Genomic DNA, 22,048 nt, shown 5'->3' with positions numbered 1-22,048 from the left:
GAACTATTCATTTCCTCTTTTTTTTTCTATTTCTATTCTTAAAATTGAAGTTAATGATTAACAAAGGTAATTAAGCGTTTTGCCTAATAGTTTGATAATCCACTAAAATTAAAGAGTTGGAACGATGCTTAAACCAAGTGACAAATGGAATTGGTACTACTCGGATAGTGAAGGCTGTCTGATGCTAGACCTTGGCGATGAGATGGTTTTTAAAACCAATCTTTCCCGTAATCTACTTGTAGACTGCGCCTTTGTTAATAATCATTTTTCAGTTGATGATGCATCGGCATTTCAAACCTATAGAGAACAAATTAGTTACCTTGGCTTGAGTGAACCACGACAAGCGGAACTGGCACTGTATTGTGTAGCTGCAAAGCGCTTCCATAAGCCAGTTCAGCCGAAAAGTTGGTTCTTTGACTACCAAGGCCAAGGTTTTGCACCTTGTGAAGGTGATGTTGTTCAACTTCTAAACAGTTGCAACCAAGGTTATTTTATTGTTTTAGAAGCAGGGGATTGCGCCAGTCTTTGCGCCCTTGTTGATTTACAACCTTTCGTACTCAATGCAGGTTCAAAACAACTTGAATTTGGCCAGGTTATTAAAGTGATGCATGACAGAATGTCTTGCGCCAACCATATTTTACTTGAAGAGCATATCGCTTTAGTCAGTTAGCACTAGCGAAGTTCTACCTATTTCCGTTCCTTTGTTTCATTTCCTATCGGCTCACTAGCCGATTTTTTTTGCCTTTCTATTACCTTTCTTACTATTAATCTCTCGCAGACACAGCCTCATAGTCAATCTCAAATATGAGATTTGTACAAAATTAGCACATCTATTTTGCAGAAAGTGACAGTAACCATATCGATTTAAGATATGAAATGAGGGTGATTCTTCCCATTTTTAAGTTATTTGTAGCTAAATTACACCAATAAATCTCGTTTGGTATAGTCCAGATTTGGTGTGAATAAATACTCACTTCGTGTGTAGGCCTTGATAAACGGTAGATAAGTGATTGGTGTGATTTTTGTGGCGATTTTGCTTCATAGAAGTGGAAAGTGATGAGGAGTTGAGCAGTTGAAGGTTTGAGGAGCCCAAAAAAACACTTTGTTTTACTCAATGAACAGAATGTCAGGTATAATGCTAGGTCATTTTTTACCAGTAAAAGAACAGTATGAATCAATATCTAGCGGTTACCTCAAACGGTCTTGAGAACCTATTAGTTGAAGAACTAACAAAATTAGGGATTGCTGACGCAAAACCCGTACAAGCTGGGGTGAAATTTAAAGCATCTAAAGAGCAGATTTATCGCTGTTGTTTGTGGAGCCGACTAGCATCAAGATTTGTTCTTGTTCTTTCTGAATTTAACTGTCAGAACGACATGGATCTTTACTTGTCCGCAACGGCCGTTAATTGGGTTAATCATTTCCATAGTTCGAAGAAGTTTGTGGTCGACTTTAATGGTACAAACCGCGAAATCCGCAATAGCCAATATGGTGCGATGAAAGTTAAAGATGCCATCGTTGATTGCTTTACTAATAAGAATCTCCCTAGGCCATCGATCGACAAAGATCGTGCCGATCTTCGCGTGCATGTGCGTTTACACAAAGAGAAAGCCATACTCGGTATCGATATGGTTGGTGGTGGCCTTCATCAACGCGGTTATCGTCCAGAAGCGGGTCGTGCACCGCTTCGTGAAACGCTCGCGGCAGCGATTATCTTACGCAGTGGGTGGAATGAGACTAAGCCACTTCTTGATCCTATGTGTGGTTCAGGAACTTTATTGATTGAAGCCGCTATGATGGCCGCAGGAATGGCACCTGGCGTTAAGCGTGCTAAGTGGGGCTTTGAAGCGCTAGAAGATTTCGATGCAGAGCTTTGGGCCCAAATCAAATCAGAAGCGAATGTACAAGCCAGACGTGGTGTCAAAAAAGTTGACTGTAAGTTTTTTGGCTTCGATAACGATGCTCGTGTATTACAAACCGCTAAAGACAACGCACGTCGCGCCGGTGTTGAAGATTTAATTACTTTCCAACTCGGTGATGCTGCGTTAATTAAACGTCCAGCCGCTTTTGAAGACGGGGTGGTTATTTGTAACCCACCTTACGGTGAGCGTTTAGGCACACACCCTGGTTTAATTGCTTTATACACGGCATTTGGTGGGCAATTGAAAGCAGAATTTGGTGGCTGCCAAGCTTCTATCTTCTCAAGTTCAGATGAATTGCTCAGTTGCTTACGCATGCGTGCTGACAAACAATTCAAATTAAATAACGGTGCGTTACCTTGTCACCAAAAGAATTACTCGATTTCAGCTCGCGTGGTTGATAGTTCAAATAGTTCTCAACAAGAATCACTAGTGGCGCCTGATTTCTCGAATCGATTGAAGAAAAATATCGCGAAAATAGGCAAGTGGGCAAGACGTGAAGAGCTCGATTGTTACCGTATCTACGATGCGGACTTACCGGAATATAATGTGGCTATTGACGTATACCTTGATCACTTAGTGATCCAAGAATATGCCGCGCCTAAAGATATCCCAGAAGAGAAAGCGAAACGTCGTTTAACGGATATTATTCGCGCAGCCATTCAAGTGACTGGTACAGAAGCCAACAAAGTCGTACTTAAAGTGCGTGAGAAGCAAAAAGGGCGCTCTCAGTACCAGAAAATGGGGCAAGTTTCAGAAACCATGCAGGTTAACGAATACGGGGTTAAGTTAATTGTTAATTTGCATGACTACCTAGATACCGGGCTGTTTTTAGATCATAAACTGACTCGGCGCCGTTTAGGGCAAATGGCGAAAGGCAAAGATTTCTTAAATCTATTTGCTTATACCGGATCAGCAACTGTGCATGCCGCTTGTGGTGGTGCTAAATCAACCATGACGGTGGATATGTCGAAAACCTATTTAGAGTGGGCTAAAGAGAATTTGAAGCTAAATGGTCAAATTGGCCGTCAGCACCGCTTTGAACAGGCAGACTGCTTGCAATGGTTAGATAACGCCAAAGAGCAATTTGATCTCATTTTTATTGACCCGCCAACGTTTTCGAACTCTAAGCGCATGGAACAGACCTTTGATGTCCAACGAGATCACATCAAATTGATGGAGAACTTGAAACGTATTCTGCGCCCAGATGGCATAATTGTTTTCTCAAACAATAAACGTCATTTTAAAATTGATTTAGACGCGCTTGCAGAGCTCGGATTGGAAGCCAAAAATATTTCGGCGCAAACACTACCTTTGGACTTTGAGCGTAATAAGCAGATTCATAACTGTTGGACTATTGCACACGCAAGCAACGAATAGGGTATAAAGTTGTTCACTCTTTATAGCACGGAAGGATGCCATCTTTGTGAGATGGCATTTGAGCTAACTCAGCAAGCCAAGATTAGTCATCAAGTCGATATTGTTGATATCGCCTTTGATGATGAGCTCTTTTCTCGTTACGGTGTCACCATTCCTGTGTTGAAATATCAACAATCGGAATTGAATTGGCCCTTTGACTTACAAAAATTACTTCATTGGTTAGAAAATAATGGCATTAATCACCATCCATAATGGTCAACTTGCATTTGGTGACCACCCTTTACTTGACCATGCAGATTTCGCATTGCAAGAAAACGAACGCGTTTGTTTAGTTGGCCGAAATGGTGCCGGCAAGTCGACAATGATGAAGGTTCTTGCTGGCGACATCGTAATGGATGACGGCAAAATGCAAGTGACGCAAGATGTTGTCGTTTCCAGATTAGAGCAAGACCCACCTCGTGATGAAGCCGGAACCGTTTTTGACTACGTGGCTGGTGGTTTGGCTGAAGTGGGCGAGTCTCTTAAGATCTATCAAGATCTTCTCGATCTGATTGCGGTAGATCCAAGCGAAAGCAATATTAATAAATTATCTCGAGTGCAAGAACAGCTAGAGCATACTGGTGCATGGCGCTTTGAAGACCGAATTCAAAATGTAATGGCTGCTCTCAAATTAGACGGTCATACCAAGTTGACTGATCTTTCTGGTGGTTGGCAGCGCAAAGCCGCTTTGGCAAGAGCATTGGTTTGCGATCCTGACGTGTTATTGCTGGACGAACCAACGAACCACCTTGATGTGACAACGATTGAATGGTTAGAAGGCTTTTTGAAGGATTTTCGAGGTTCGATTATCTTTGTATCGCATGACCGTGCTTTCATCCACTCCATGTCGACGCGCATTGTTGATCTCGATCGTGGTAAATTAAGTTCTTTTCCGGGTGATTATGATCAATATTTAGTCGCCAAAGAAGAAGCGCTGCGTGTTGAAGAGATGCAAAACGCAGAATTTGATAAAAAACTCGCCCAAGAAGAAGTCTGGATTCGTCAGGGAATCAAAGCACGTCGAACACGTAACGAAGGGCGTGTTAGAGCTCTGAAGAAGCTGAGAGAAGAACGCAGTGATCGCCGCGAAGTTCAGGGCAAGGCGAATCTACAAATCGATGACGCGGCTCGTTCAGGTAAAATTGTGTTTGAAGCTAAAGATATTAGTTACAGCATAGATGGGAAAAACATTGTTTCTAACTTCAGCTTTAACATTATGCGTGGCGACCGAATTGCGCTTATCGGCCCGAATGGTTGCGGTAAGAGTACTTTGTTAAAACTACTATTAGGTGACCTACAGGTTCAAAGTGGCAAACTACATTGTGGTACCAAGCTCGAAGTCGCTTACTTTGATCAGTATCGTGAAATCCTCGATCCAGAAAAATCGGTGATTGATAATTTGGCCGATGGTAAACAGGAAGTGATGGTTGGTGGTCGTCAACGTCATGCGTTAAGTTATCTGCAAGACTTCCTATTTGCGCCTAAGCGCGCACGAACGCCAGTGAAAGCACTATCGGGTGGTGAAAAGAACCGCTTGCTATTAGCTCGTATTTTTCTTAAGCCAAATAATTTATTGATTCTAGATGAACCAACTAACGACTTAGATATCGAAACATTGGAACTTTTAGAAGATTTGCTTGCCAACTATCAGGGTACGTTGCTGTTAGTCAGTCACGATCGTCAATTTGTTGATAATACAGTGACAACCAGCTGGATTTTTGAAGGTAATGGTAAAATTGAAGAATTTGTTGGTGGTTACCATGATGCTCAGCAACAAAGGGCGCAGGTTCTTCAAACTCGAGTTGTTGAAAATGTGAGCAAGGTTGAGAAAGTGGTTGAGGAAACTCCCAAAACCGCATCAATTAAAACCAAGCCTAAGAAATTATCTTATAAACTGCAGCGAGAGTTAGAAGGGTTGCCAGCCAAGTTAGAGCAACTAGAAGACGAAATTTCATTGCTTCAAGAACAAGTGAACGATCCTGAGTTTTTCATGCAATCTGTAGAAAAGACACAGCCCGTTTTAGATAAGTTAACTGCAACAGAGCAGGAACTTGAAATTGCGTTTGAGCGCTGGGAAGAGCTCGAAGCGATGCAACAGGAAAGTTAATCATTAATGAGTAGTACAACATTTAAAATGAGCGCAATTGCAGTCAGCATTTTGGCTGCAACGCAAGTACAGGCAGCTTTATATCAAGTTGTAGAAGTATCACCTAACTTTACGGCCAATGAATATTATGGCCGTGCAATACAAAAAGATACGGTTTCATCGCATCCATTAGGCTGTTTTGAAACATCTTGTAGTGAATCATCTTTTCAATTTGCTGGTGATACACTAAATGGTTCAGACGGTATTTCATATCGTGATGAAGTGCCATTCAAAATGGACAATCGTTTTCTTTATCAAGATCGCGATGACTTAGAAGATTATTGCTACAGAGAACTGGGCTATTCAACCTGTGATGCATGGGCTGATAAACAGTGGCACGGTTTTGATTATACAGATCCTGATACAAATACGACTTCACAAGTTGGTGGTTTAAAGCGTGAGCGTGATGCTTGGGATAACGCGAATTACACATCGAATGCTTCTGCTTTTGTAAACACCGCCCAAAAATTGCCAACCATTAACGCTATCGTTGGTTCTAGTGATCCAATTGCAGGAACAATAAATACGACCATTACTGCTATTGATGGATCAACTCCGATAGGTATTACCAGTAGTGGCTATGCCTTGTCAGGTAGTAACTATGCCTTGGGCTATCGCCAACGTGGTTTCTATGGCCAGACAATATTAAACCCACCAACGGATACGTCTATTGTTAGCGATACTAACAATAAAATTGTTGAAAAAATGGGTCGAACATTTGCCTATGATGTATTTGCTGATAGCCCAAATAAGTTTGTAGTCGGCAGTGCATCGGTAAGCCCTTATTTAACTGGCAACAGCGACGACGACAATAAAGATTACAACGGTGATGTTAGTGACTGTGTGAACGACAGTGTTGATCCTCAAACAACTCGTCAATGCCAAAACTTTGCTTTTGCAACCCAAGCTTATATGTGGGACGCCACTAGCCCAACAGTTGGTTACCGCGTAACAGGTTGGGTTGGTGATGTTACTGCCAATAGAAATGGCTATTCTGCTGAAGCCAGTGTTCGTGGTGCTGCAATCGCTGATTCTGGCAACTATGCGACCAAACCAGTAATGGCTGGTTTTAATACTTCCCGTGATAGTGATGTATTAAGAATGCAAGCAACGGTGTTTTACCCGAATGGTAAGTATGATCCGGCAAATCCAGTTCATGATATGTGGGACAGCAAAGTCATTTCAGGAACTGAATTGAAATTGGACAACGATCTTATCTACTCAAATTCGATGGCGACGGATATCAACGAGAACCTAATTGTTGTTGGTGAGTCTAAACGTCGTGGTGATAGACCTGAAAGCGGCGCAGCCGCTAACCGTATTTTCATTGCAGATGCGAATACTGGCAATCCTGTGGCAAACTATTTATCCGGCGGTATTTTCTTTAGCGGTGCTGGTGGTGAGGCTAATGCAATCAATAATTATAATGAAGTTGTTGGTACCATCGATGCCGAAACCTCTCGTGAATATAACGGTAAGCAACGCCGCCATCGTGGATTTATTTATCCTTATAATGGTACTGGTAGTGAAGTTACCCGCATGGCACTTTTCAAAAACCAAGCGTGGTGGTTAGATGACCTGACCAATGACGGGAATGCAAAGGGTGACAATAACCAGTATCGGATCTTCGAAGCTTCTGATATCAATGATGATGGTGTGATTGCCGCGACTGCCTTTAAGTGTTCTGGTGGGTACGATGACACTTCTCATAACTCATATTGTTCTTCCGGAACAGAAGCTGTCGTAGCCATAAAGTTGGTTCCTATTGCTGGCAATACAGCTGACGATATTGTGGTGCGTAATACTGATTTACCCGATGTTGAACGTAATGGTGGCAGCCTTGGTTGGCTTACTCTGACATTGATTGGGCTGTTTGGGTTCCGTAGAAAATAGTCATTTTATGTAAAGAAGGGCGCAGGTTCACAAATTTGGATCTGCGCTTTTTTGTTGCTTGTGAAAGTTGAAATTTTGAGCAATTATTAATTGTGGCTTAACGAAACTGCCACGTAGATTTAATAGTTGTATGTAAGACACAAGTTACTGTATGAGGACTACACTATGATGAAGAGACAAAAGCGTGACCGCCTTGAAAGAGCACAGTCTCATGGGTACAAAGCTGGCTTAAACGGACGTTCCGTAGAGGCTTGCCCTTATCAACAAACAGACGCTCGTTCATATTGGCTAGGCGGTTGGCGTGATGCCAGAGATGACAAACAAGCTGGTCTCTACAAATAAACCCCACATACATGCAAAAGGATTTGAAGCCCCGGAAGGGGCTTTTTAGATTCCACCTAAAGCACTATAACTAAATTTATTGTTACTAATAAAGCGACTCAAATGAGTCGCTAGTGTTTAGAATTCGTTTAATTAAAAAGCAGAAGTATCCTGGAATAGACCGACTTTTAAGTCCTTTGCCACATAGATTTCTTTACCGTCAACTAGTACGCGGCCATCGGCCAAACCCATTACCAGTTTGCGGTTTACAACACGCTTCATGTTGATTTCATAAGTTACTTTCTTAGCAGTAGGTAGGATTTGACCTGTGAATTTCACTTCGCCAACACCAAGTGCTCTGCCTTTACCTTTGCCGCCAACCCAACCGAGGAAGAAGCCAACGAGTTGCCACATCGCATCCAATCCTAAACAGCCAGGCATTACAGGGTCACCAGGGAAGTGGCAGTCAAAGAACCAAAGATCAGGAGTTATGTCTAATTCAGCAAGAATAAGACCTTTACCGTATTCACCTTCAGTTTCTGACATTTTAGGGATACGATCCATCATCAGCATGTTTGGTGCTGGTAGTTGAGGGTATCCCAGACCAAAAAGCTCACCACGGCTGGAAGCTAAAAGGTCATCACGGTTATATGAGTCACGTTTATTCTGCATTATCAATTACTCCAATTTTTGATAGTGGGATATTAGTGAACGCGTGTACGCTAAACAACTCCGATCAGTACTAAACAAACCAGTTTTTGATGCGTTCTACGATCCCTTGCGATAGTTCATGTCTTTCAAAATTTTCAATACGTTGCGCGATTTTATTGATGATACTATCTTCATCATCGCCTCTAAATGGTGTTCCCATCAAAATTGGTACGGCTTCATCTACAGTTGAGACCGGCCAAATATGAAATTCTCCACGTTTAATGCTGTCGACCACATCTTTATGAAGAGCAAGATGCTTTAAGTTGGTTGTCGGTAAAATAACACCTTGTTCACCAGTAAAACCCTGATACTTACAAACGTGATAAAAACCTTCAATTTTTTCATTTAGGCCACCGACCGCTTGAACCCGACCAAATTGGTCGACAGCACCAGTAACAGCGATCTGTTGGTTAATTGGATGTTCAGCGAGTGCGCTGACCAATGAGCAAAGCTCGGCAAGCGAAGCGCTATCACCATCGACTTCACTGTACGACTGTTCGAACACAACAGATGCTGAGTAAGGGAGCGGGGCATCTAAATTCATCGAGCTGCTCAAGAAAGCTTGCATGATCATCATGCCTTTCGCATGCAAATTACCGCCAAGCTCGGCTTTACGTTCAACATCAGCGATGTCACCGTCACCAAAGTGTATGACACATGAAATACGCGCTGGTTCACCATAGGCTAGTGGGTGGCCTGCTACATCAATGACCGTTAAACCATTTACCTGACCAACTTGTTCACCTTGTGTTTCAATGATCACTTGTCCGTCAATAATGTCGTCAAGCGCACGTTGTGGCAGATAGGATTCACGGAAGTATCGTTTATCAAGAGCGAGTTCAATATGTTCATCAGCGATTGTTTTAAAATTAGATTCTAGGGCCGCTTCTTCAAGTAGAGCGCGATGCCACATAACACATAAAGGTGCATAATGTTGGTCTTCAGTAAAACGGGCTCCTGCGGTCATTAGCGTGGTGATCGCATTTTCTGTTAATGCCGGTAAACCATAAGTTTCTGATATCCAACGTAAGTAGGCTAAATAAATAGAAATCGTTTGCTCATCAATCTTCAGATCTAACTCCAATTCGCTATAAAAGCACAAACTAGAGTGGATATCAGCATCCATATAATCGACATCACCTAATTGATTACGATCTCCGAGAATGACAAGTTTAATGTCGTAGGCTTTTGTTATGGGAGATTGAATAGGGGATTTAGGATCACAGTTTATTGGGCTGACATACTCTCCTAGAACCGCCGCTTTCAGCATTGGCCAACAAGTAGGATTCGCCAGTAATAAGTTTGCAGAAACCAGTAAAAAACCACCATCAGCTTTATCGAGTAACCCTGGAACTTCATTAATAATATGGCCATCTTCAGCTTTAAATTGGCCGAAAATTGTCTTGATATCAATAGATTCCGTACTGATTACTGGAGCCGATTGTTTTAGCGATTGAATTTTATTGCCTACTAAGTGGCGATAAATTGAGTTATCTGGCGCATTGATCAGCATCATGCGAGTGAAGCCTTTAAGTTGCACAAACTGCGCAATAGCACTCGTTAGTCTTGGTTGTGTTTCAAATAAATCTAAGGGGAGAAGACTAGGGTATTGGGCTAGTTGTGAATTAAATTGATCATACTGAGGTGTGACAGAACGCCAGATATTTTGAGTCATTGAAATACAATATTGATTAAAAGAAGCCAGATTATATAGAAAAAGCGTAGTGTCTAACAGCATCATTATTATGATTGATCTTGTTCTCTTTTTTGCATCCAAAAATTGAACAATTTGAAAGCCTGGGTTACGCTGTCACCCTAACTTTGAATGGATGATGACATGAAATATCAGCAGCTCGAAAACTTGGAATCTGGTTGGAAGTGGCAGTACTTAATAAAAAAGTGGAAAGATGGTGATGCCATTACTCGCTATATAGATAAAAGTGAAGCCAAGGTTGCGATTGAACAATTACAACAGATTGAGCACGAACCAACCTTAGTATTGAAATGGATAGAGCAACACATGGCTCTAGAGCTTGATAACAAGCTTAAACAAGCGATCAGAGCGAAGCGAAAACGTCATTTTAATGCCGAGCAACTACACACAAGAAAAAAATCCATCGATCTTGATTATCGTGTCTGGGAGAAGCTTTCTTACCGCGCAAATGAGCTAGGCTGTACATTATCTGATGCTATCGAGTATCTGCTCAGCGAAGCCTCACGCAGCGAAAAAGCAAGCAGAACTGTTACTAGTTTGAAAGAAGACTTAAGTAAGTTGTTGTCTGAATAAGGAATGAATATGTTGTATGTGATTATTATTGCTGCCGTTGTTATCTTTTGGTTGGTCGCTGTAGATAGACCAGTACTTAAGGTGAAATTTAAAGATGGAGCTATTATCCAGTCAAAAGGTCATTTTCCTCCAAGTTTTAAACATAATGTTTCTGAGATCGGTGATGTCACTGCATTTGATGGTGAGTTGAAGGTGTATCAACAGCGCACCGGTATGAAGCTTGTTTTTTCAAAGCAAGTGCCAAAGAAAATTCAGCAACGTATCCGCAATGTTTTTCCTCATCAAGGATTTAGTAGTAAAGAGTCACGGACGAAGAAATCACATTAATTAATGTAGGCGGTTCATTAGTCGCTGCATTTGACGTTCACTCAAATAAGGATCTCAGATGTGTCGGCACGACGCAAACGACGTTAGAACCAAAAAAAGAGACATTTTAACTTTGCTAAAAAGTGACATTACAAAATTGCACCTACAACAAAAGTGCGTATTATGTATATTATGTTAAATATGTATGTATTGGATTCAATATACGTGTCTTTATTACCCCTTCGGTGTCCTCTCTTTTTCTATTAAACATAACTGTTATTTACCATAAAATGCCTAATAACCATATAGTTACAGTTTTTAACTATATGGTTATTAGACTATGTCAGATACGCACACAACACTTTTTGAATCTCTTTACTGCGTATTGGTTTCGCAACAAAATCATTCATTCCGGCTTGTAAACATTGCTCTTTGTCTTGTGCCATTGCGTGTGCCGTCAGTGCGATGATTGGTACTTGAACCTGCTGTTGTCTGATTTTGATTGTCGCAGCAAGGCCATCCATTACTGGCATCGATATATCCATTAATATTAAATCAATCGTGCAGCTATGCTCTCTAACATACTCGACGGCTTCTTGCCCATTATTGACTATTGTTACCTTGTAACTCATCCTTTCTAGCAATAGTTTGATTACCATCTGGTTTGTTTTCGTATCTTCAACAACTAAGATATGCGATGTCTTTTGATTTGAGCTTCGGTAATCTTTTATTGGTAAGGTGGCTTTCTGCTCTTCTATAGACTTTGCTTCCAACGGAATCGAGATTGAAAAAGTGCTTCCTTGGCCAATGGCGCTGCTGACGGTTATCTTGCCGCCCATGAGTTCAACTAAATGTTTGGTTATTGCAAGCCCAAGCCCAGTACCACCATAATTTCTTGTGATTGAACTATCAGCTTGAATGAATGGCGAGAAAAGAAGCTCTTGGCGGCTTTGATCAATACCAATCCCCGTGTCGGTTACAATAATTTGTAAAGTATGATTTTTGGTGGTTTTCAGGTGTACGTTTACACCGCCGCTATGAGTAAACTTGATGGCATTACCAACCACGTTGAATAAAATTTGTGAGAGCCTGACTGTATCTATAAGGTATTGATGTCGGTGGCAGACTTTACTTGATACATGAAATTCAATATTTTTGTTTAGTGCTGCATTTCTATGGTAATTCATCGTGCTAGTTAACTTGTCGCCAATTAATTGCCAGTTACGTTGTAACTCGAAATGACCAGCTTCTATCTTGCTTAAGTCTAAAATATCATTGATGATGACGAGTAATAGCTCGGCCGAGCTTTCCATTTGTCCCAGCAGTTCTACATGTTTGGTCGCGCAGTCATCGCGAAGGATGTCGATAAGTCCTAGAACGGAATTAAGTGGTGTACGAAGCTCATGACTCATCATTGCTAAAAATTGCGATTTTGATTGATTAGCCTGTTCTGCCAATTGTTGAGCAATAGATAACTCTCGTGTTTTTAATTCAACCAGTTTCTGCAGTCCATCTTTATGCTCAATATCACTAATCGCCCTTTCTAATAAAGGTCTAAACCTCATTAATGTGGCTTTTTTTTCTAAGCTAAATTGCCCTTTTTGAGCACCTAATAGTAGCATTACTGAGTCACTAGTTTGCGCTTGTATACCTGTGATCAATGCTGACTGAATTTGATTTTTTAGCTTAGGGGCTAGGCTCTGAAATTCGTCTTGTTGATTGGGTTCAAATAATATAATGCACTCACCGTTTAAAACCCTTTGGAACTTAACCCCATTGAGCCATTGCTTTTGCATAAACAGAGGATTAGAGGAAAGTAACGTAATAAATTGATTCGAATCTTTACTTTTTGATATGACGATAAAGTCATCGTAATCGATGTAGTGGCTCAGAACTTTTTGCAGCTCTTCAAAAATTTGATACTTATTCTCAGCTTTACTGAATGCAGAAAGTGAAGCAAGAATGACTTTGTTCTCTTCAGCGAGTATTTGTTCTCGCTCTTGGCTCTGTTGCAATTCAAGTAAAGTTTCATTGAGTTGCTCAAGCAATGTAGTGCTCATCTTCACTCCAAGTCGTAAAATATGACCGATGAAATCATCAAGTTTCCATGCGCATTTTCACCACCAATGAATCTTCCTTGTTCACCAAAAGTAAATGGGCAAATAAAAGGATAGTCACCAATTTGTGCTTTGATTTGCTCATGAACTTTAGTGATATCAGATCCGAGAGTAAGCATTGAACCTGCGCAAAAAATCGCAATGGCACCTAAAATAGCAGTATCGTGATAGTTCCTGGTATTTACTTGCTTGAAAACTCTTGAGGCTCGAGTAATAAGCTGATCTCTTGAACCGGTCATTAATGTAACTTCATCACCTTCCGTAATATCCGTAAAAAGCTCTAATGCGCCACTTCTAGTCATCCTAACTGGATGCGATAGTTTGTAGTAAGGCTGTTGGTACAAGCTGCCAGCAATCCGACCCAATGGAAAACGTGTTACATGTTCAAAAATGTACTGCTCGCATATGTTCACGCTAGAATGATCACTAACCCACTCTTTATATAGTCTTTTAGCAGGTTCGTTGTCTATTTCTAAAATGTAACGCCCACTAGCCTTAGTCACTATTCCAGAAAACTCGGTTGGTGAATAACCGGCACTAAAGCCTGTGTTTAAAGGCTTTGACGGAAAGAAAAGCTGAACGGCAAAGCCATCTTTCGTTGCGCCAGCCTCAGTGAAAATAGACCAATTCCCTTCAATCTGATTATCTGCGGCTGAGCCACCAATAATGGGGATCTGTGTTCCGAATTTATTGTCAATAGATTGAATTAAACGTTCTTCATGCCCAGGTGTTGAATGCAAAACAATTAAACTAGGAACCTCGCCTATTCGGTTGGCATTAACCAACGCGTGATCTAATACTTGGTTGACTGTAGTTTTGATATCTTTCGGATTTGCCAAATCGGCAAAACTAGTACCAAATGCGCTAAAACTACTATCGTAAATTAATATCACGCCAATCACAGGCCCCTCAATGAAGCCATACTCTGTCATGACTCCTCGGCAGGAAGTGCATCCAATAATTGGAGTTTGAGGTAGATGTTTCGCAAATTCTGATGACAAAAGGTTGGCTGAGTAATCTTCTGTGTAGTAACAAACGATACTCGATAAGTTATCTTTTTCTACAGATAATAATAATTCTTCAATTGCTTGAAGAGGATCTGTTTTTTGAGTTGTTTTGGTAATAAGCCGCATACTGCATATGTATGTAGTCCTGTCCTGAGCTATTTATACTTTATATTGAGATTTGTATAAAATGATAAGTTGAACTCTTTAATGCTTGTCTCGTATTCCATTCGTTTTATTACAAGAAAACTACATTTACTTTTCGATTATGCTGAATTTGATGGGACTATTTAACGAGTTTGGTTGAATTAGCCAATAGTCAGCATTGTGCGTAATTATGCCATTTGTTTGTATATAAACCTCAGATGAAAACGGCGACAAAACAAGCTGCAATGGGTTGTCAGCACTTTTTACGATGGTAATTTTCTCACCATTTACAAATACGGAACAATTGGGGTGTGGGTTGCAAGTTTTTTGTTCGAGATTGTTATAGGAAAGAGTACGCCATATGAAGGCGCCCACAAGAATAATTAGTGTGATGGTTATTTGAGCAAGCCTGTGTTTTGTAAGCTTTTCTGCAGCCATTATTGTGTGTTCCTCGTGTAACAAACTTCAAAGTTTTGAAATAAAAGAGCTAATCCAGACCAACCGTAAGGTTACTACTCTGTCATTGAATTGTTAATTGCAGTATAGTTGCGTGTTGAAAATGCCACTTTTTTTTAAAGTCAGCAATAGTTAATAACGTTTTGATAAAACTCTATTTCTATTGTGGATTTGGGGGGCATTACGACAAGTGTCGTGTTGGAAGTAAAGTGTAGTTAATTAGAAATTGGAAGCATGCAAATGAGCCAAGAAAAGCAGCTTGAACAAAACTATAACTATACAGTCGTCCGTCAGTTTACCCTAGTGACTATTCTCTGGGGAATTGTTGGTATGGCTGTTGGTGTTTTGATTGCCGCTCAATTAGTTTGGCCACAGCTAAACTTTGATACGCCGTGGTTGACGTACAGTCGCTTACGTCCTCTGCATACTAATGCGGTTATTTTTGCGTTTGGTACAAGTGCCCTATTTGCAACATCTTATTATGTTGTTCAGCGTACCTGTCAAACTCGTTTATTTGGTGGTCCTCTTGTTCCATTTACCTTCTGGGGATGGCAAGCAATCATTGTATCTGCAGCGATAACATTGCCTCTTGGGTATACCTCGGGCAAGGAATATGCTGAATTAGAGTGGCCTATTGATATTGCCATTGCACTAGTATGGGTTTCTTATGCTATCGTGTTCTTTGGAACATTAGTCAAGCGTAAGACTTCTCACATCTATGTTGCAAACTGGTTCTTCGGTGCCTTTATCCTCACTGTTGCTGTTTTGCATATTGTAAATAGCATGGCTATTCCTGTCTCTATGGGTAAATCATATTCGATTTATTCAGGTGCGGTGGATGCAATGGTCCAGTGGTGGTACGGCCACAACGCAGTAGGTTTCCTACTGACGGCTGGTTTCCTAGGTATGATGTACTATTTCGTACCTAAGCAAGCTGAACGCCCTGTTTACTCATACCGTTTATCAATCGTCCACTTCTGGGCTTTAATCTCACTCTATATCTGGGCAGGTCCACACCATTTGCATTACACGGCTCTACCGGATTGGACTCAGTCTCTGGGTATGGTGATGTCACTGGTGCTATTTGCGCCATCTTGGGGTGGGATGATCAACGGTATTATGACCTTGTCAGGTGCATGGCATAAACTCCGTTATGACCCTATTTTACGATTTTTAATCGTGTCACTCTCTTTCTACGGTATGTCGACTTTCGAAGGTCCAATGATGTCAATTAAGACAGTCAATGCATTATCGCATTACACTGATTGGACCATTGGTCACGTTCACTCCGGTGCGTTAGGTTGGGTTGCGATGGTTTCTATCGGTTCGGTTTATCATTTGATCCCTCGCCTATTTAATCAAGAACGCATGTATTCGGTAAGTCTAATCAATGCTCACTTCTGGTTAGCTACTATCGGTACAGTTCTTTACATCGTAGCAATGTGGATCTCAGGTGTAATGCAAGGTCTAATGTGGCGCGCGGTTAACTCTGATGGCACGTTGACGTATAGCTTTGTTGAGTCAGTACAAGCCTCTTACCCGTTCTATACTGTTCGATTCATTGGTGGATTTATCTTCTTATCAGGTATGTTCCTAATGGCTTACAACACGTATAAGACAATCAGCGCACCTAACGATAGCTTAAAAGCTATTCCGCAACCGGCATAAGGAGATTGAAAGAATGAGTTCTAATTCTAAAAATCGCCATGAGATCATTGAACGCAATGTTGGTTTGTTGGCTATCTTTATCATTTTCGCGATCAGTTGGGGTGCTTTAGTTGAAATCACACCATTGATTTTCCAAAAGCAAACAACTGAACCAGTAGAAAACCTTAAGCCTTATACTGCCTTACAACTTGAAGGTCGCGATATCTATATCCGTGAAGGTTGTAACGTTTGCCATAGCCAAATGATTCGTCCATTCCGTTCTGAAACTGAGCGATATGGTCACTATTCGGTTGCTGGTGAAAGTGTATGGGAACATCCATTCTTATGGGGTTCTAAGCGTACTGGTCCAGATTTGGCTCGTGTTGGTGGTCGTTACTCTGATGAATGGCATCGTGTTCACTTAATGGATCCTCGTGAGCTCGTGCCTGAATCAAACATGCCCGGTTTCCCTTGGTTAGCGAAGAACGTCTTAGACGGCGAGTTAACGCAGAGCAAGCTTGAACTGTTCCGTAACCAGTTTGGTGTCCCATACACGGATGAACAAATCGCGAATGCGGCGAAAGATGTAGAAGGTAAAACTGAAATGGATGCAATCATTTCTTATCTTCAATCTCTTGGTCACGCAATGAAGTAAGGAGGAATTATGGATATCGGTACTATTCACAGTATTTGGACCATAGTGTTGTTTGTGTGCTTTATTGGTGTGGTTTGGTGGGCCTACGGTAAAAACCGTAAAGCTCGTTTTGACGAGGATGCCAACCTAATTTTTGCTGATGAACCACCAAAAACCTCTAAAGAACAAGGAGTGACTAAGTAATGACTACATTTTGGAGTCTTTGGATCATCGTAATTACCGTTGGTACATTACTTGGCTGTGCAATTGTTCTTGTTTGGTGCCTAAAAGATAAAATGGGTGTCGAAGAGGGTTCTGACATGGGGCACGAATACGACGGCATTCGTGAGCTAAACAACCCGTTGCCAAAGTGGTGGACATATCTGTTTGTGAGTACTTTTGTTTTCGCAGCAGTATATCTAACGCTTTACCCTGGCCTTGGCAACTTTAAAGGTGTGCTTGGTTGGCAGAGTTCAGACCAAAAGGTTCGCTCTCTTGAAGAATCAAAAGCATCGATTGAAGCATCACAGCAAAACAAAGTTCTCGTGCAATACGCTAAAGAGCTAGACGATGCAGATACCTACTTTGGCGAGGCATTCAAACGCTTAGCTTACAATGGTGATTCTGAATTACGCCCTATTCCTGAAATAGCAGCCGATTCTGATGCATTGAAGGTTGGTCAACGTTTGTTTCTTCAAAACTGTTCGCAATGTCACGGCTCAGATGCTCGTGGTCAGCGTGGTTTCCCTAATTTAACGGATAACGCGTGGTTGTATGGCGGAGAACCGGAAGCGATTGTTACCACCATCAGGCATGGGCGTATTGGTCAAATGCCTGCGTGGAAAGATGCGCTTGGCGAACAAGGTGTTAAAGAAGTGGTCAGCTATGCGCTTAGCCTTTCTGGTCGTTCTGTGAATGCAAGAGAAGCCGAAGCGGGTAAAGCGCGCTTTGTTGTTTGTGCTGCTTGTCATGGTACAGATGGTAAAGGTAACCCAGCGGTAGGTGCACCAGATTTAACAGACCAATATTGGTTGTTTGGTGATTCACGTGCAGATGTGACTCAAACTGTTATGTATGGCCGCTCTGGTGTTATGCCTGCTTGGATTGATATCTTAGGTGAAGACAAAGTTCAACTTGTTGCAGCTTACGTTTGGAGCTTGAGTAACACTGATAATAAGTAACATTTCAATAACAGCCCCTTTCTAAGGGGCTGTCTTTCCTTTATTTTATTAGCCTTCTTTATTTTGTTGTTGAGAACTTTTTTATGGTAAAGCCTTGGTATAAACAATTTTGGCCGTGGTTCCTGATTATTCTGCCACTGACTGTTGTGGTATGGACAATTGCGACGGTGATCGTTTTTTCTCAGAATTCAGTGTCATTAGTCACTGAGGATTACTATAAAAAAGGTAAAGGCATTAATATCGACCTTTCGAAAATCAACGAAGCAAAAGCACTCCACTTAAGCTCTGAGATTTATTCTGAAGGTAACGATATCGTTTTCAAATTTAACAAGGGTAAGCTTGACCATTACCCAGCAATTAAAATGATGTTTGCTCACCGTACATTGCCTGACCTTGATTTTACTCAGTTAGTGACATCTGACGCTCAAGGTACTTACCGTATTACCCTTCCTTCACCGCTGCAAGGACCTTGGTTTATTGAGTTAACACCGCATGATGCTGAGTGGTTAATTCAAGGTCGTGTTACTTTCCCTGTCGCTACTTCAACTCAATTAATGAATTAAAATTATGTGCAAAGCGTGTTACCACTGTGGTGAAGATGTACCAGCCAACACGGATTATAAAGTTGAAATTTTAGGTGAAGAAAGGGACATGTGTTGTCCTGGATGTGAAAGCGTCGCTCAAACTATTATTGATAGCGGTCTTGTTTCCTACTATCAGTATCGCACCACTAAAGCGGATAAAGTTGATCTTGTTCCTGAACAACTTAAAGCCTTAATTCATTATGACAATGATGACGTGCAGTCAGAGTTTGTGCACAACCATGACGGCACCTCGGAGGTCACTTTGTCGCTTGATGGCATTTCTTGCGCCGCTTGTGCTTGGTTAATTGAGAAACAGCTATCAAACAAAAATGGTGTGCTCTCTATCCGTGTTAATACCACAACTAACCGAGCATTATTAAGTTGGGACAAAACACAAACACGTCTCAGTGAACTTCTTTCTGTTATCCATCAGTTAGGCTACAAAGCTGCCCCGTTTGAAGCGGATGCTCATGAAGCTGAGTATCATCGCTCAATGAAACAATACTTATATCGCTTAGGTATTGCAGGCTTGGCAACAATGCAAGTGATGATGTTGGCTGTCGCTCTGTACCTTGAAGTGTTTGGTGATCTTGACTCCGAATTCCGTAATTATTTTCGTTGGGTAAGTTTGATCTTTGCAACACCTGTATTGCTCTATTCTGCACTGCCCTTTTATTTAAATGCATGGCGCAGTCTTAGAGGCCGAACTCTTGGAATGGATGTTCCGGTTTCTATTGCATTAATTTTTGCTTATGTGGCGAGTTTGGTTGCGACCGTAACAGAAAAAGGAGAAGTGTTTTTTGAATCGATTTCAATGTTCACCTTCTTTTTGTTGGTTGGCCGCTTTTTGGAAATGAGAGCTCGTAGAAAAGCTGCCGCTGCAAGTGGAAACTTGCTTAAGCTCATACCAGCTATTGCCAATACACTTGAGGGTGAACAGGTTCCTGTTAAAACCTTAAAACTTGGTGACAAAATCAGAGTGTTACCAGGAGAGCACGTTCCGGCCGATGGTGTTGTCTTAGCTGGTCGCATTCATATCAATGAAGCAATGCTCACTGGAGAATCTGTCCCTGTTGTTAAGAAAGCAGGCGATGCAGTTTTTGCTGGTACATTAAACGGTGATGAATCGTTTGAACTAGAAGTAACAGCGTCTAAAAAAGACTCCGTTATCTCCAAAATAGTGAGACTGCAAGATGAAGCACAGATGTCGAAGCCTAAAATTGCCGAGATTGCTGATGTAGTGGCACGATACTTTGTGGCCATTTTGCTAGTAATCGCAGCGGGTACTTGGTTGTACTGGCATCAAACCAAGCCGGAAGACGCGTTTTGGATTATGTTAGCCGTTTTAGTAGCCACTTGCCCATGTGCCCTATCCCTTGCCACCCCGACGGCAATAACCTGTGCGACATCTCGAATGGGTGATTTTGGTATTTTGCTGCGTAAAAGTCACGTGTTCGAAACGCTTTGCAAAGTGAATCATTTGGTTATCGATAAAACGGGGACATTAACCCATGGTGATATCGAAATCAGCGGTGTTGAGGTTGCTGGCGATATTGATAAAAATACATGTTTAGCGCTAGCGGCATCATTAGAAAAACATGCCAACCACCCCATCGCACGTGCTTTCCGAAGTTATAGCGATGAGCAGTATTCAGTCGATGATGTTCAAAATATCATTGGTTCAGGTATTGAAGGTCGCTACCAAGATAAAGTTATTTGTATTGGCAGTGCAGAGTATGTATTAGGAAATACGATCAACCAACAGCCAAACAGCATCTATCTGTCACTCGGTGGCCAGCATATTGCTACTTTTACCTATCGAGACCCTATTCGCCGAGAAGCCAAGGCATTTATCGACCGTTTTCATAACGAAGGGATAAAGATAACGTTATTAACGGGTGATTCAGAGCTAAATGCAAACCATGTCGCCTCAGAGATGAACATTGATACTGTCGTCTCCGGCGCAAAACCTGAAGATAAATTGAACTACTTAAAGTCGCTACCAAGCAGTGATGTTTCGATGATGGTGGGTGATGGTATTAATGACGCACCGACACTCGCAGGGGCTCATTTATCTATTGCTATGGGCGGTGGTACCGATGTCGCTAAAGCATCAGCCGATATGGTTCTGCTCGGTGATAAGTTAGATAAATTGCTGGAAGCTAGGGTTTTGGCTATCAAAGCACGCAAAATCATCCGAGAAAATTTAGCTTGGTCATTGGGTTATAATTTAGTGATTTTGCCGCTAGCGGTATCTGGACTTGTTGCACCTTATATTGCCGTTGTTGGCATGTCGGCGAGTTCTATTATCGTTGTTTCTAACTCGTTGCGGCTATTAAAGAATCAAGGTAAGTAAATGGAAAGTCTTTATATACTCATCCCTATTGCTATCGTACTTGTAACAGTTGCTGTTGTCATTTTCCTATGGGCAGTCAAAAGTGAGCAGTTCGAAGATTTAGAGCGTCAAGGCCACAATATCTTATTTGACGAGGATGAAAAACTAACCTCAAAAGAAGAAAAAAATGACGCCTGATTGGATTGGTGCATTTGTGATTGGTTTGCTTGGTGCGGGTCACTGCATGGGAATGTGTGGCGGTATTGCATCGCTGCTAACCCTTGGACAAACTAAAAACGCTCGTCTTCCAGTGCTGCTTCTGTTCTACAATTGTGGGCGTATCGTTAGCTACATGTTAATCGGTGGTTTATTAGGCGGCTTTGCTGCCTCTATGTCTGAGCTATCGATGCTTAATCATTCCTTGATTTGGTTAAGATTGATTGCAGCTTGTTTAATGATTGTGCTCGGCCTGTATGTTGGTCGGTGGTGGTTTGGGCTATTAAAGCTTGAAAAAATGGGCCAGCAACTATGGCGCATAATTTCTCCTCTTGGTAAGTCACTATTACCCCTCAAAAAGTCGTGGTACGCCGTGCCTTTTGGATTCATCTGGGGATGGCTACCTTGCGGCCTCGTCTATTCAGTTCTCACTTGGTCTGTAGTTTCAGGCAGTGCGCTATCTGGTGCTTTTGTCATGGGGGCTTTCGGCCTAGGAACGCTGCCCGCCATGCTGCTGGTAGGTTACGGAGCCCATCAATTAGAAAAAATTCAACAATCTACAATATTTCGTCATTTTGCTGCGATTTTTATCATATCTTACGGCCTATATACGGCATATGGTGCAGTGAGTATTTTATCATCTACATGGTAGATGACTGATTATATGCGGCTTTTTTAACTATCCTTTAGGGTTAAGGAATGCTAAAATATTGATGTATATCAAA

Annotated in this window: 21 protein-coding genes; 16 read left to right on the top strand and 5 right to left on the bottom strand. The window is 41.5% G+C overall.

The genetic code is table 11. The features are described from left to right. The first annotated feature begins 124 nt into the window (after nucleotides 1-124). From HGG78_RS11905 to rmf, 6 genes are all read left to right on the top strand, one after another. Complete coding sequence (locus HGG78_RS11905; protein ID WP_172533000.1) at nucleotides 125-670, top strand: cell division protein ZapC; 546 nt, start codon at nucleotides 125-127, stop codon at nucleotides 668-670. Between the two features lie 499 nt (nucleotides 671-1,169). After that, nucleotides 1,170-3,299, top strand: coding sequence for a bifunctional 23S rRNA (guanine(2069)-N(7))-methyltransferase RlmK/23S rRNA (guanine(2445)-N(2))-methyltransferase RlmL (gene rlmKL / locus HGG78_RS11900; protein WP_172532999.1), 2,130 nt, complete (start codon nucleotides 1,170-1,172; stop codon nucleotides 3,297-3,299). 9 nt (nucleotides 3,300-3,308) lie between these two features. After that, complete coding sequence (locus HGG78_RS11895; RefSeq protein ID WP_141652889.1) at nucleotides 3,309-3,551, top strand: glutaredoxin family protein; 243 nt, start codon at nucleotides 3,309-3,311, stop codon at nucleotides 3,549-3,551. Then, nucleotides 3,529-5,445: an ABC transporter ATP-binding protein gene (locus tag HGG78_RS11890; protein ID WP_053311556.1), complete on the top strand. Its 1,917-nt coding sequence runs from the start codon at nucleotides 3,529-3,531 to the stop codon at nucleotides 5,443-5,445. The genes HGG78_RS11895 and HGG78_RS11890 overlap by 23 nt, the downstream gene beginning before the upstream one ends. Nucleotides 5,446-5,451: 6 nt before the next feature. After that, nucleotides 5,452-7,377, top strand: coding sequence for a DUF3466 family protein (locus tag HGG78_RS11885; RefSeq protein ID WP_172532998.1), 1,926 nt, complete (start codon nucleotides 5,452-5,454; stop codon nucleotides 7,375-7,377). Nucleotides 7,378-7,545: 168 nt separating this feature from the next. Then, complete coding sequence (gene rmf / locus HGG78_RS11880) at nucleotides 7,546-7,719, top strand: ribosome modulation factor (RefSeq protein ID WP_010320553.1); 174 nt, start codon at nucleotides 7,546-7,548, stop codon at nucleotides 7,717-7,719. Between the two features lie 132 nt (nucleotides 7,720-7,851). On the opposite strand, the gene fabA is transcribed toward rmf, so the two are convergent. Continuing rightward, nucleotides 7,852-8,370 carry a bifunctional 3-hydroxydecanoyl-ACP dehydratase/trans-2-decenoyl-ACP isomerase gene (gene fabA, locus HGG78_RS11875; RefSeq protein ID WP_172532997.1) on the bottom strand — a complete coding sequence of 173 codons (519 nt, stop codon included), beginning with the start codon at nucleotides 8,368-8,370 and terminating at the stop codon, nucleotides 7,852-7,854. Nucleotides 8,371-8,440: 70 nt separating this feature from the next. After that, on the bottom strand, nucleotides 8,441-10,084 hold the full coding sequence (locus tag HGG78_RS11870; RefSeq protein ID WP_172532996.1) for a S16 family serine protease: 1,644 nt from the start codon (nucleotides 10,082-10,084) through the stop codon (nucleotides 8,441-8,443). A 162-nt stretch (nucleotides 10,085-10,246) separates the two neighbouring features. On the opposite strand from HGG78_RS11870, the gene matP reads away from it, so the two are divergent. After that, entirely contained in the window at nucleotides 10,247-10,696 is a 450-nt protein-coding gene (gene matP, locus HGG78_RS11865; RefSeq protein ID WP_172532995.1) for a macrodomain Ter protein MatP, read from the top strand. A gap of 9 nt (nucleotides 10,697-10,705) precedes the next feature. After that, nucleotides 10,706-11,023 (top strand): DUF3634 family protein, encoded by a 318-nt coding sequence (locus HGG78_RS11860; RefSeq protein ID WP_172532994.1) that lies wholly within the window; start codon nucleotides 10,706-10,708, stop codon nucleotides 11,021-11,023. Between the two features lie 317 nt (nucleotides 11,024-11,340). Here the strand turns inward: HGG78_RS11860 and HGG78_RS11855 are convergent, their stop codons facing one another. From HGG78_RS11855 to HGG78_RS11845, 3 genes are all read right to left on the bottom strand, one after another. Beyond that, nucleotides 11,341-13,062: a response regulator gene (locus tag HGG78_RS11855; RefSeq protein WP_172532993.1), complete on the bottom strand. Its 1,722-nt coding sequence runs from the start codon at nucleotides 13,060-13,062 to the stop codon at nucleotides 11,341-11,343. A gap of 2 nt (nucleotides 13,063-13,064) precedes the next feature. Beyond that, complete coding sequence (locus tag HGG78_RS11850; protein WP_172532992.1) at nucleotides 13,065-14,252, bottom strand: FIST signal transduction protein; 1,188 nt, start codon at nucleotides 14,250-14,252, stop codon at nucleotides 13,065-13,067. Between the two features lie 126 nt (nucleotides 14,253-14,378). Beyond that, nucleotides 14,379-14,708: a hypothetical protein gene (locus HGG78_RS11845; protein WP_172532991.1), complete on the bottom strand. Its 330-nt coding sequence runs from the start codon at nucleotides 14,706-14,708 to the stop codon at nucleotides 14,379-14,381. Nucleotides 14,709-14,966: 258 nt separating this feature from the next. On the opposite strand from HGG78_RS11845, the gene ccoN reads away from it, so the two are divergent. From ccoN to HGG78_RS11805, 8 genes are all read left to right on the top strand, one after another. Further along, nucleotides 14,967-16,394, top strand: coding sequence for a cytochrome-c oxidase, cbb3-type subunit I (ccoN, locus tag HGG78_RS11840; RefSeq protein ID WP_172532990.1), 1,428 nt, complete (start codon nucleotides 14,967-14,969; stop codon nucleotides 16,392-16,394). Nucleotides 16,395-16,407: 13 nt separating this feature from the next. After that, entirely contained in the window at nucleotides 16,408-17,028 is a 621-nt protein-coding gene (ccoO, locus tag HGG78_RS11835) for a cytochrome-c oxidase, cbb3-type subunit II (protein WP_053311548.1), read from the top strand. Between the two features lie 9 nt (nucleotides 17,029-17,037). Next, nucleotides 17,038-17,211, top strand: coding sequence for a CcoQ/FixQ family Cbb3-type cytochrome c oxidase assembly chaperone (locus HGG78_RS11830; protein ID WP_053311547.1), 174 nt, complete (start codon nucleotides 17,038-17,040; stop codon nucleotides 17,209-17,211). Next, the gene (gene ccoP / locus HGG78_RS11825) at nucleotides 17,211-18,188 is read left to right on the top strand and encodes a cytochrome-c oxidase, cbb3-type subunit III (RefSeq protein WP_053311546.1); all 978 of its coding nucleotides are present in this window, start codon (nucleotides 17,211-17,213) and stop codon (nucleotides 18,186-18,188) included. Before HGG78_RS11830 ends, ccoP begins: the two co-directional genes overlap by 1 nt. Nucleotides 18,189-18,271: 83 nt before the next feature. After that, nucleotides 18,272-18,751 carry a FixH family protein gene (locus tag HGG78_RS11820; RefSeq protein ID WP_172532989.1) on the top strand — a complete coding sequence of 160 codons (480 nt, stop codon included), beginning with the start codon at nucleotides 18,272-18,274 and terminating at the stop codon, nucleotides 18,749-18,751. A 4-nt stretch (nucleotides 18,752-18,755) separates the two neighbouring features. Continuing rightward, entirely contained in the window at nucleotides 18,756-21,128 is a 2,373-nt protein-coding gene (locus HGG78_RS11815; protein ID WP_172532988.1) for a heavy metal translocating P-type ATPase, read from the top strand. Beyond that, a complete protein-coding gene (gene ccoS / locus HGG78_RS11810; RefSeq protein ID WP_053311543.1) occupies nucleotides 21,129-21,305 on the top strand; it encodes a cbb3-type cytochrome oxidase assembly protein CcoS in 177 nt (58 codons plus the stop codon). Next, nucleotides 21,295-21,975, top strand: a complete 681-nt coding sequence (locus tag HGG78_RS11805) for a sulfite exporter TauE/SafE family protein (RefSeq protein ID WP_172532987.1) — start codon at nucleotides 21,295-21,297, stop codon at nucleotides 21,973-21,975. Before ccoS ends, HGG78_RS11805 begins: the two co-directional genes overlap by 11 nt. The last annotated feature ends 73 nt before the right edge of the window (nucleotides 21,976-22,048 follow it).

Origin of the sequence: Vibrio aestuarianus (assembly GCF_012395185.1) — a bacterium.
Classification (GTDB): domain Bacteria; phylum Pseudomonadota; class Gammaproteobacteria; order Enterobacterales; family Vibrionaceae; genus Vibrio; species Vibrio aestuarianus.
The sequence above is the reverse complement of the archived record's forward strand: the minus strand, read 5'-3'. Positions and strand labels throughout refer to the sequence as shown.

What these genes read in the sequence shown, in the direction of transcription:
- HGG78_RS11905 (WP_172533000.1), top strand. Translation starts at nt 125, where the DNA reads ATGCTTAAACCAAGTGACAAATGGAATTGGTACTACTCGGATAGTGAA.
- rlmKL (WP_172532999.1), top strand. Translation starts at nt 1,170, where the DNA reads ATGAATCAATATCTAGCGGTTACCTCAAACGGTCTTGAGAACCTATTA.
- HGG78_RS11890 (WP_053311556.1), top strand. Translation starts at nt 3,529, where the DNA reads ATGGCATTAATCACCATCCATAATGGTCAACTTGCATTTGGTGACCAC.
- HGG78_RS11885 (WP_172532998.1), top strand. Translation starts at nt 5,452, where the DNA reads ATGAGTAGTACAACATTTAAAATGAGCGCAATTGCAGTCAGCATTTTG.
- rmf (WP_010320553.1), top strand. Translation starts at nt 7,546, where the DNA reads ATGAAGAGACAAAAGCGTGACCGCCTTGAAAGAGCACAGTCTCATGGG.
- fabA (WP_172532997.1), bottom strand. Translation starts at nt 8,370, where the DNA reads ATGCAGAATAAACGTGACTCATATAACCGTGATGACCTTTTAGCTTCC.
- HGG78_RS11870 (WP_172532996.1), bottom strand. Translation starts at nt 10,084, where the DNA reads ATGACTCAAAATATCTGGCGTTCTGTCACACCTCAGTATGATCAATTT.
- matP (WP_172532995.1), top strand. Translation starts at nt 10,247, where the DNA reads ATGAAATATCAGCAGCTCGAAAACTTGGAATCTGGTTGGAAGTGGCAG.
- HGG78_RS11860 (WP_172532994.1), top strand. Translation starts at nt 10,706, where the DNA reads ATGTTGTATGTGATTATTATTGCTGCCGTTGTTATCTTTTGGTTGGTC.
- HGG78_RS11855 (WP_172532993.1), bottom strand. Translation starts at nt 13,062, where the DNA reads ATGAGCACTACATTGCTTGAGCAACTCAATGAAACTTTACTTGAATTG.
- HGG78_RS11850 (WP_172532992.1), bottom strand. Translation starts at nt 14,252, where the DNA reads ATGCGGCTTATTACCAAAACAACTCAAAAAACAGATCCTCTTCAAGCA.
- HGG78_RS11845 (WP_172532991.1), bottom strand. Translation starts at nt 14,708, where the DNA reads ATGGCTGCAGAAAAGCTTACAAAACACAGGCTTGCTCAAATAACCATC.
- ccoN (WP_172532990.1), top strand. Translation starts at nt 14,967, where the DNA reads ATGAGCCAAGAAAAGCAGCTTGAACAAAACTATAACTATACAGTCGTC.
- ccoO (WP_053311548.1), top strand. Translation starts at nt 16,408, where the DNA reads ATGAGTTCTAATTCTAAAAATCGCCATGAGATCATTGAACGCAATGTT.
- HGG78_RS11830 (WP_053311547.1), top strand. Translation starts at nt 17,038, where the DNA reads ATGGATATCGGTACTATTCACAGTATTTGGACCATAGTGTTGTTTGTG.
- ccoP (WP_053311546.1), top strand. Translation starts at nt 17,211, where the DNA reads ATGACTACATTTTGGAGTCTTTGGATCATCGTAATTACCGTTGGTACA.
- HGG78_RS11820 (WP_172532989.1), top strand. Translation starts at nt 18,272, where the DNA reads ATGGTAAAGCCTTGGTATAAACAATTTTGGCCGTGGTTCCTGATTATT.
- HGG78_RS11815 (WP_172532988.1), top strand. Translation starts at nt 18,756, where the DNA reads ATGTGCAAAGCGTGTTACCACTGTGGTGAAGATGTACCAGCCAACACG.
- ccoS (WP_053311543.1), top strand. Translation starts at nt 21,129, where the DNA reads ATGGAAAGTCTTTATATACTCATCCCTATTGCTATCGTACTTGTAACA.
- HGG78_RS11805 (WP_172532987.1), top strand. Translation starts at nt 21,295, where the DNA reads ATGACGCCTGATTGGATTGGTGCATTTGTGATTGGTTTGCTTGGTGCG.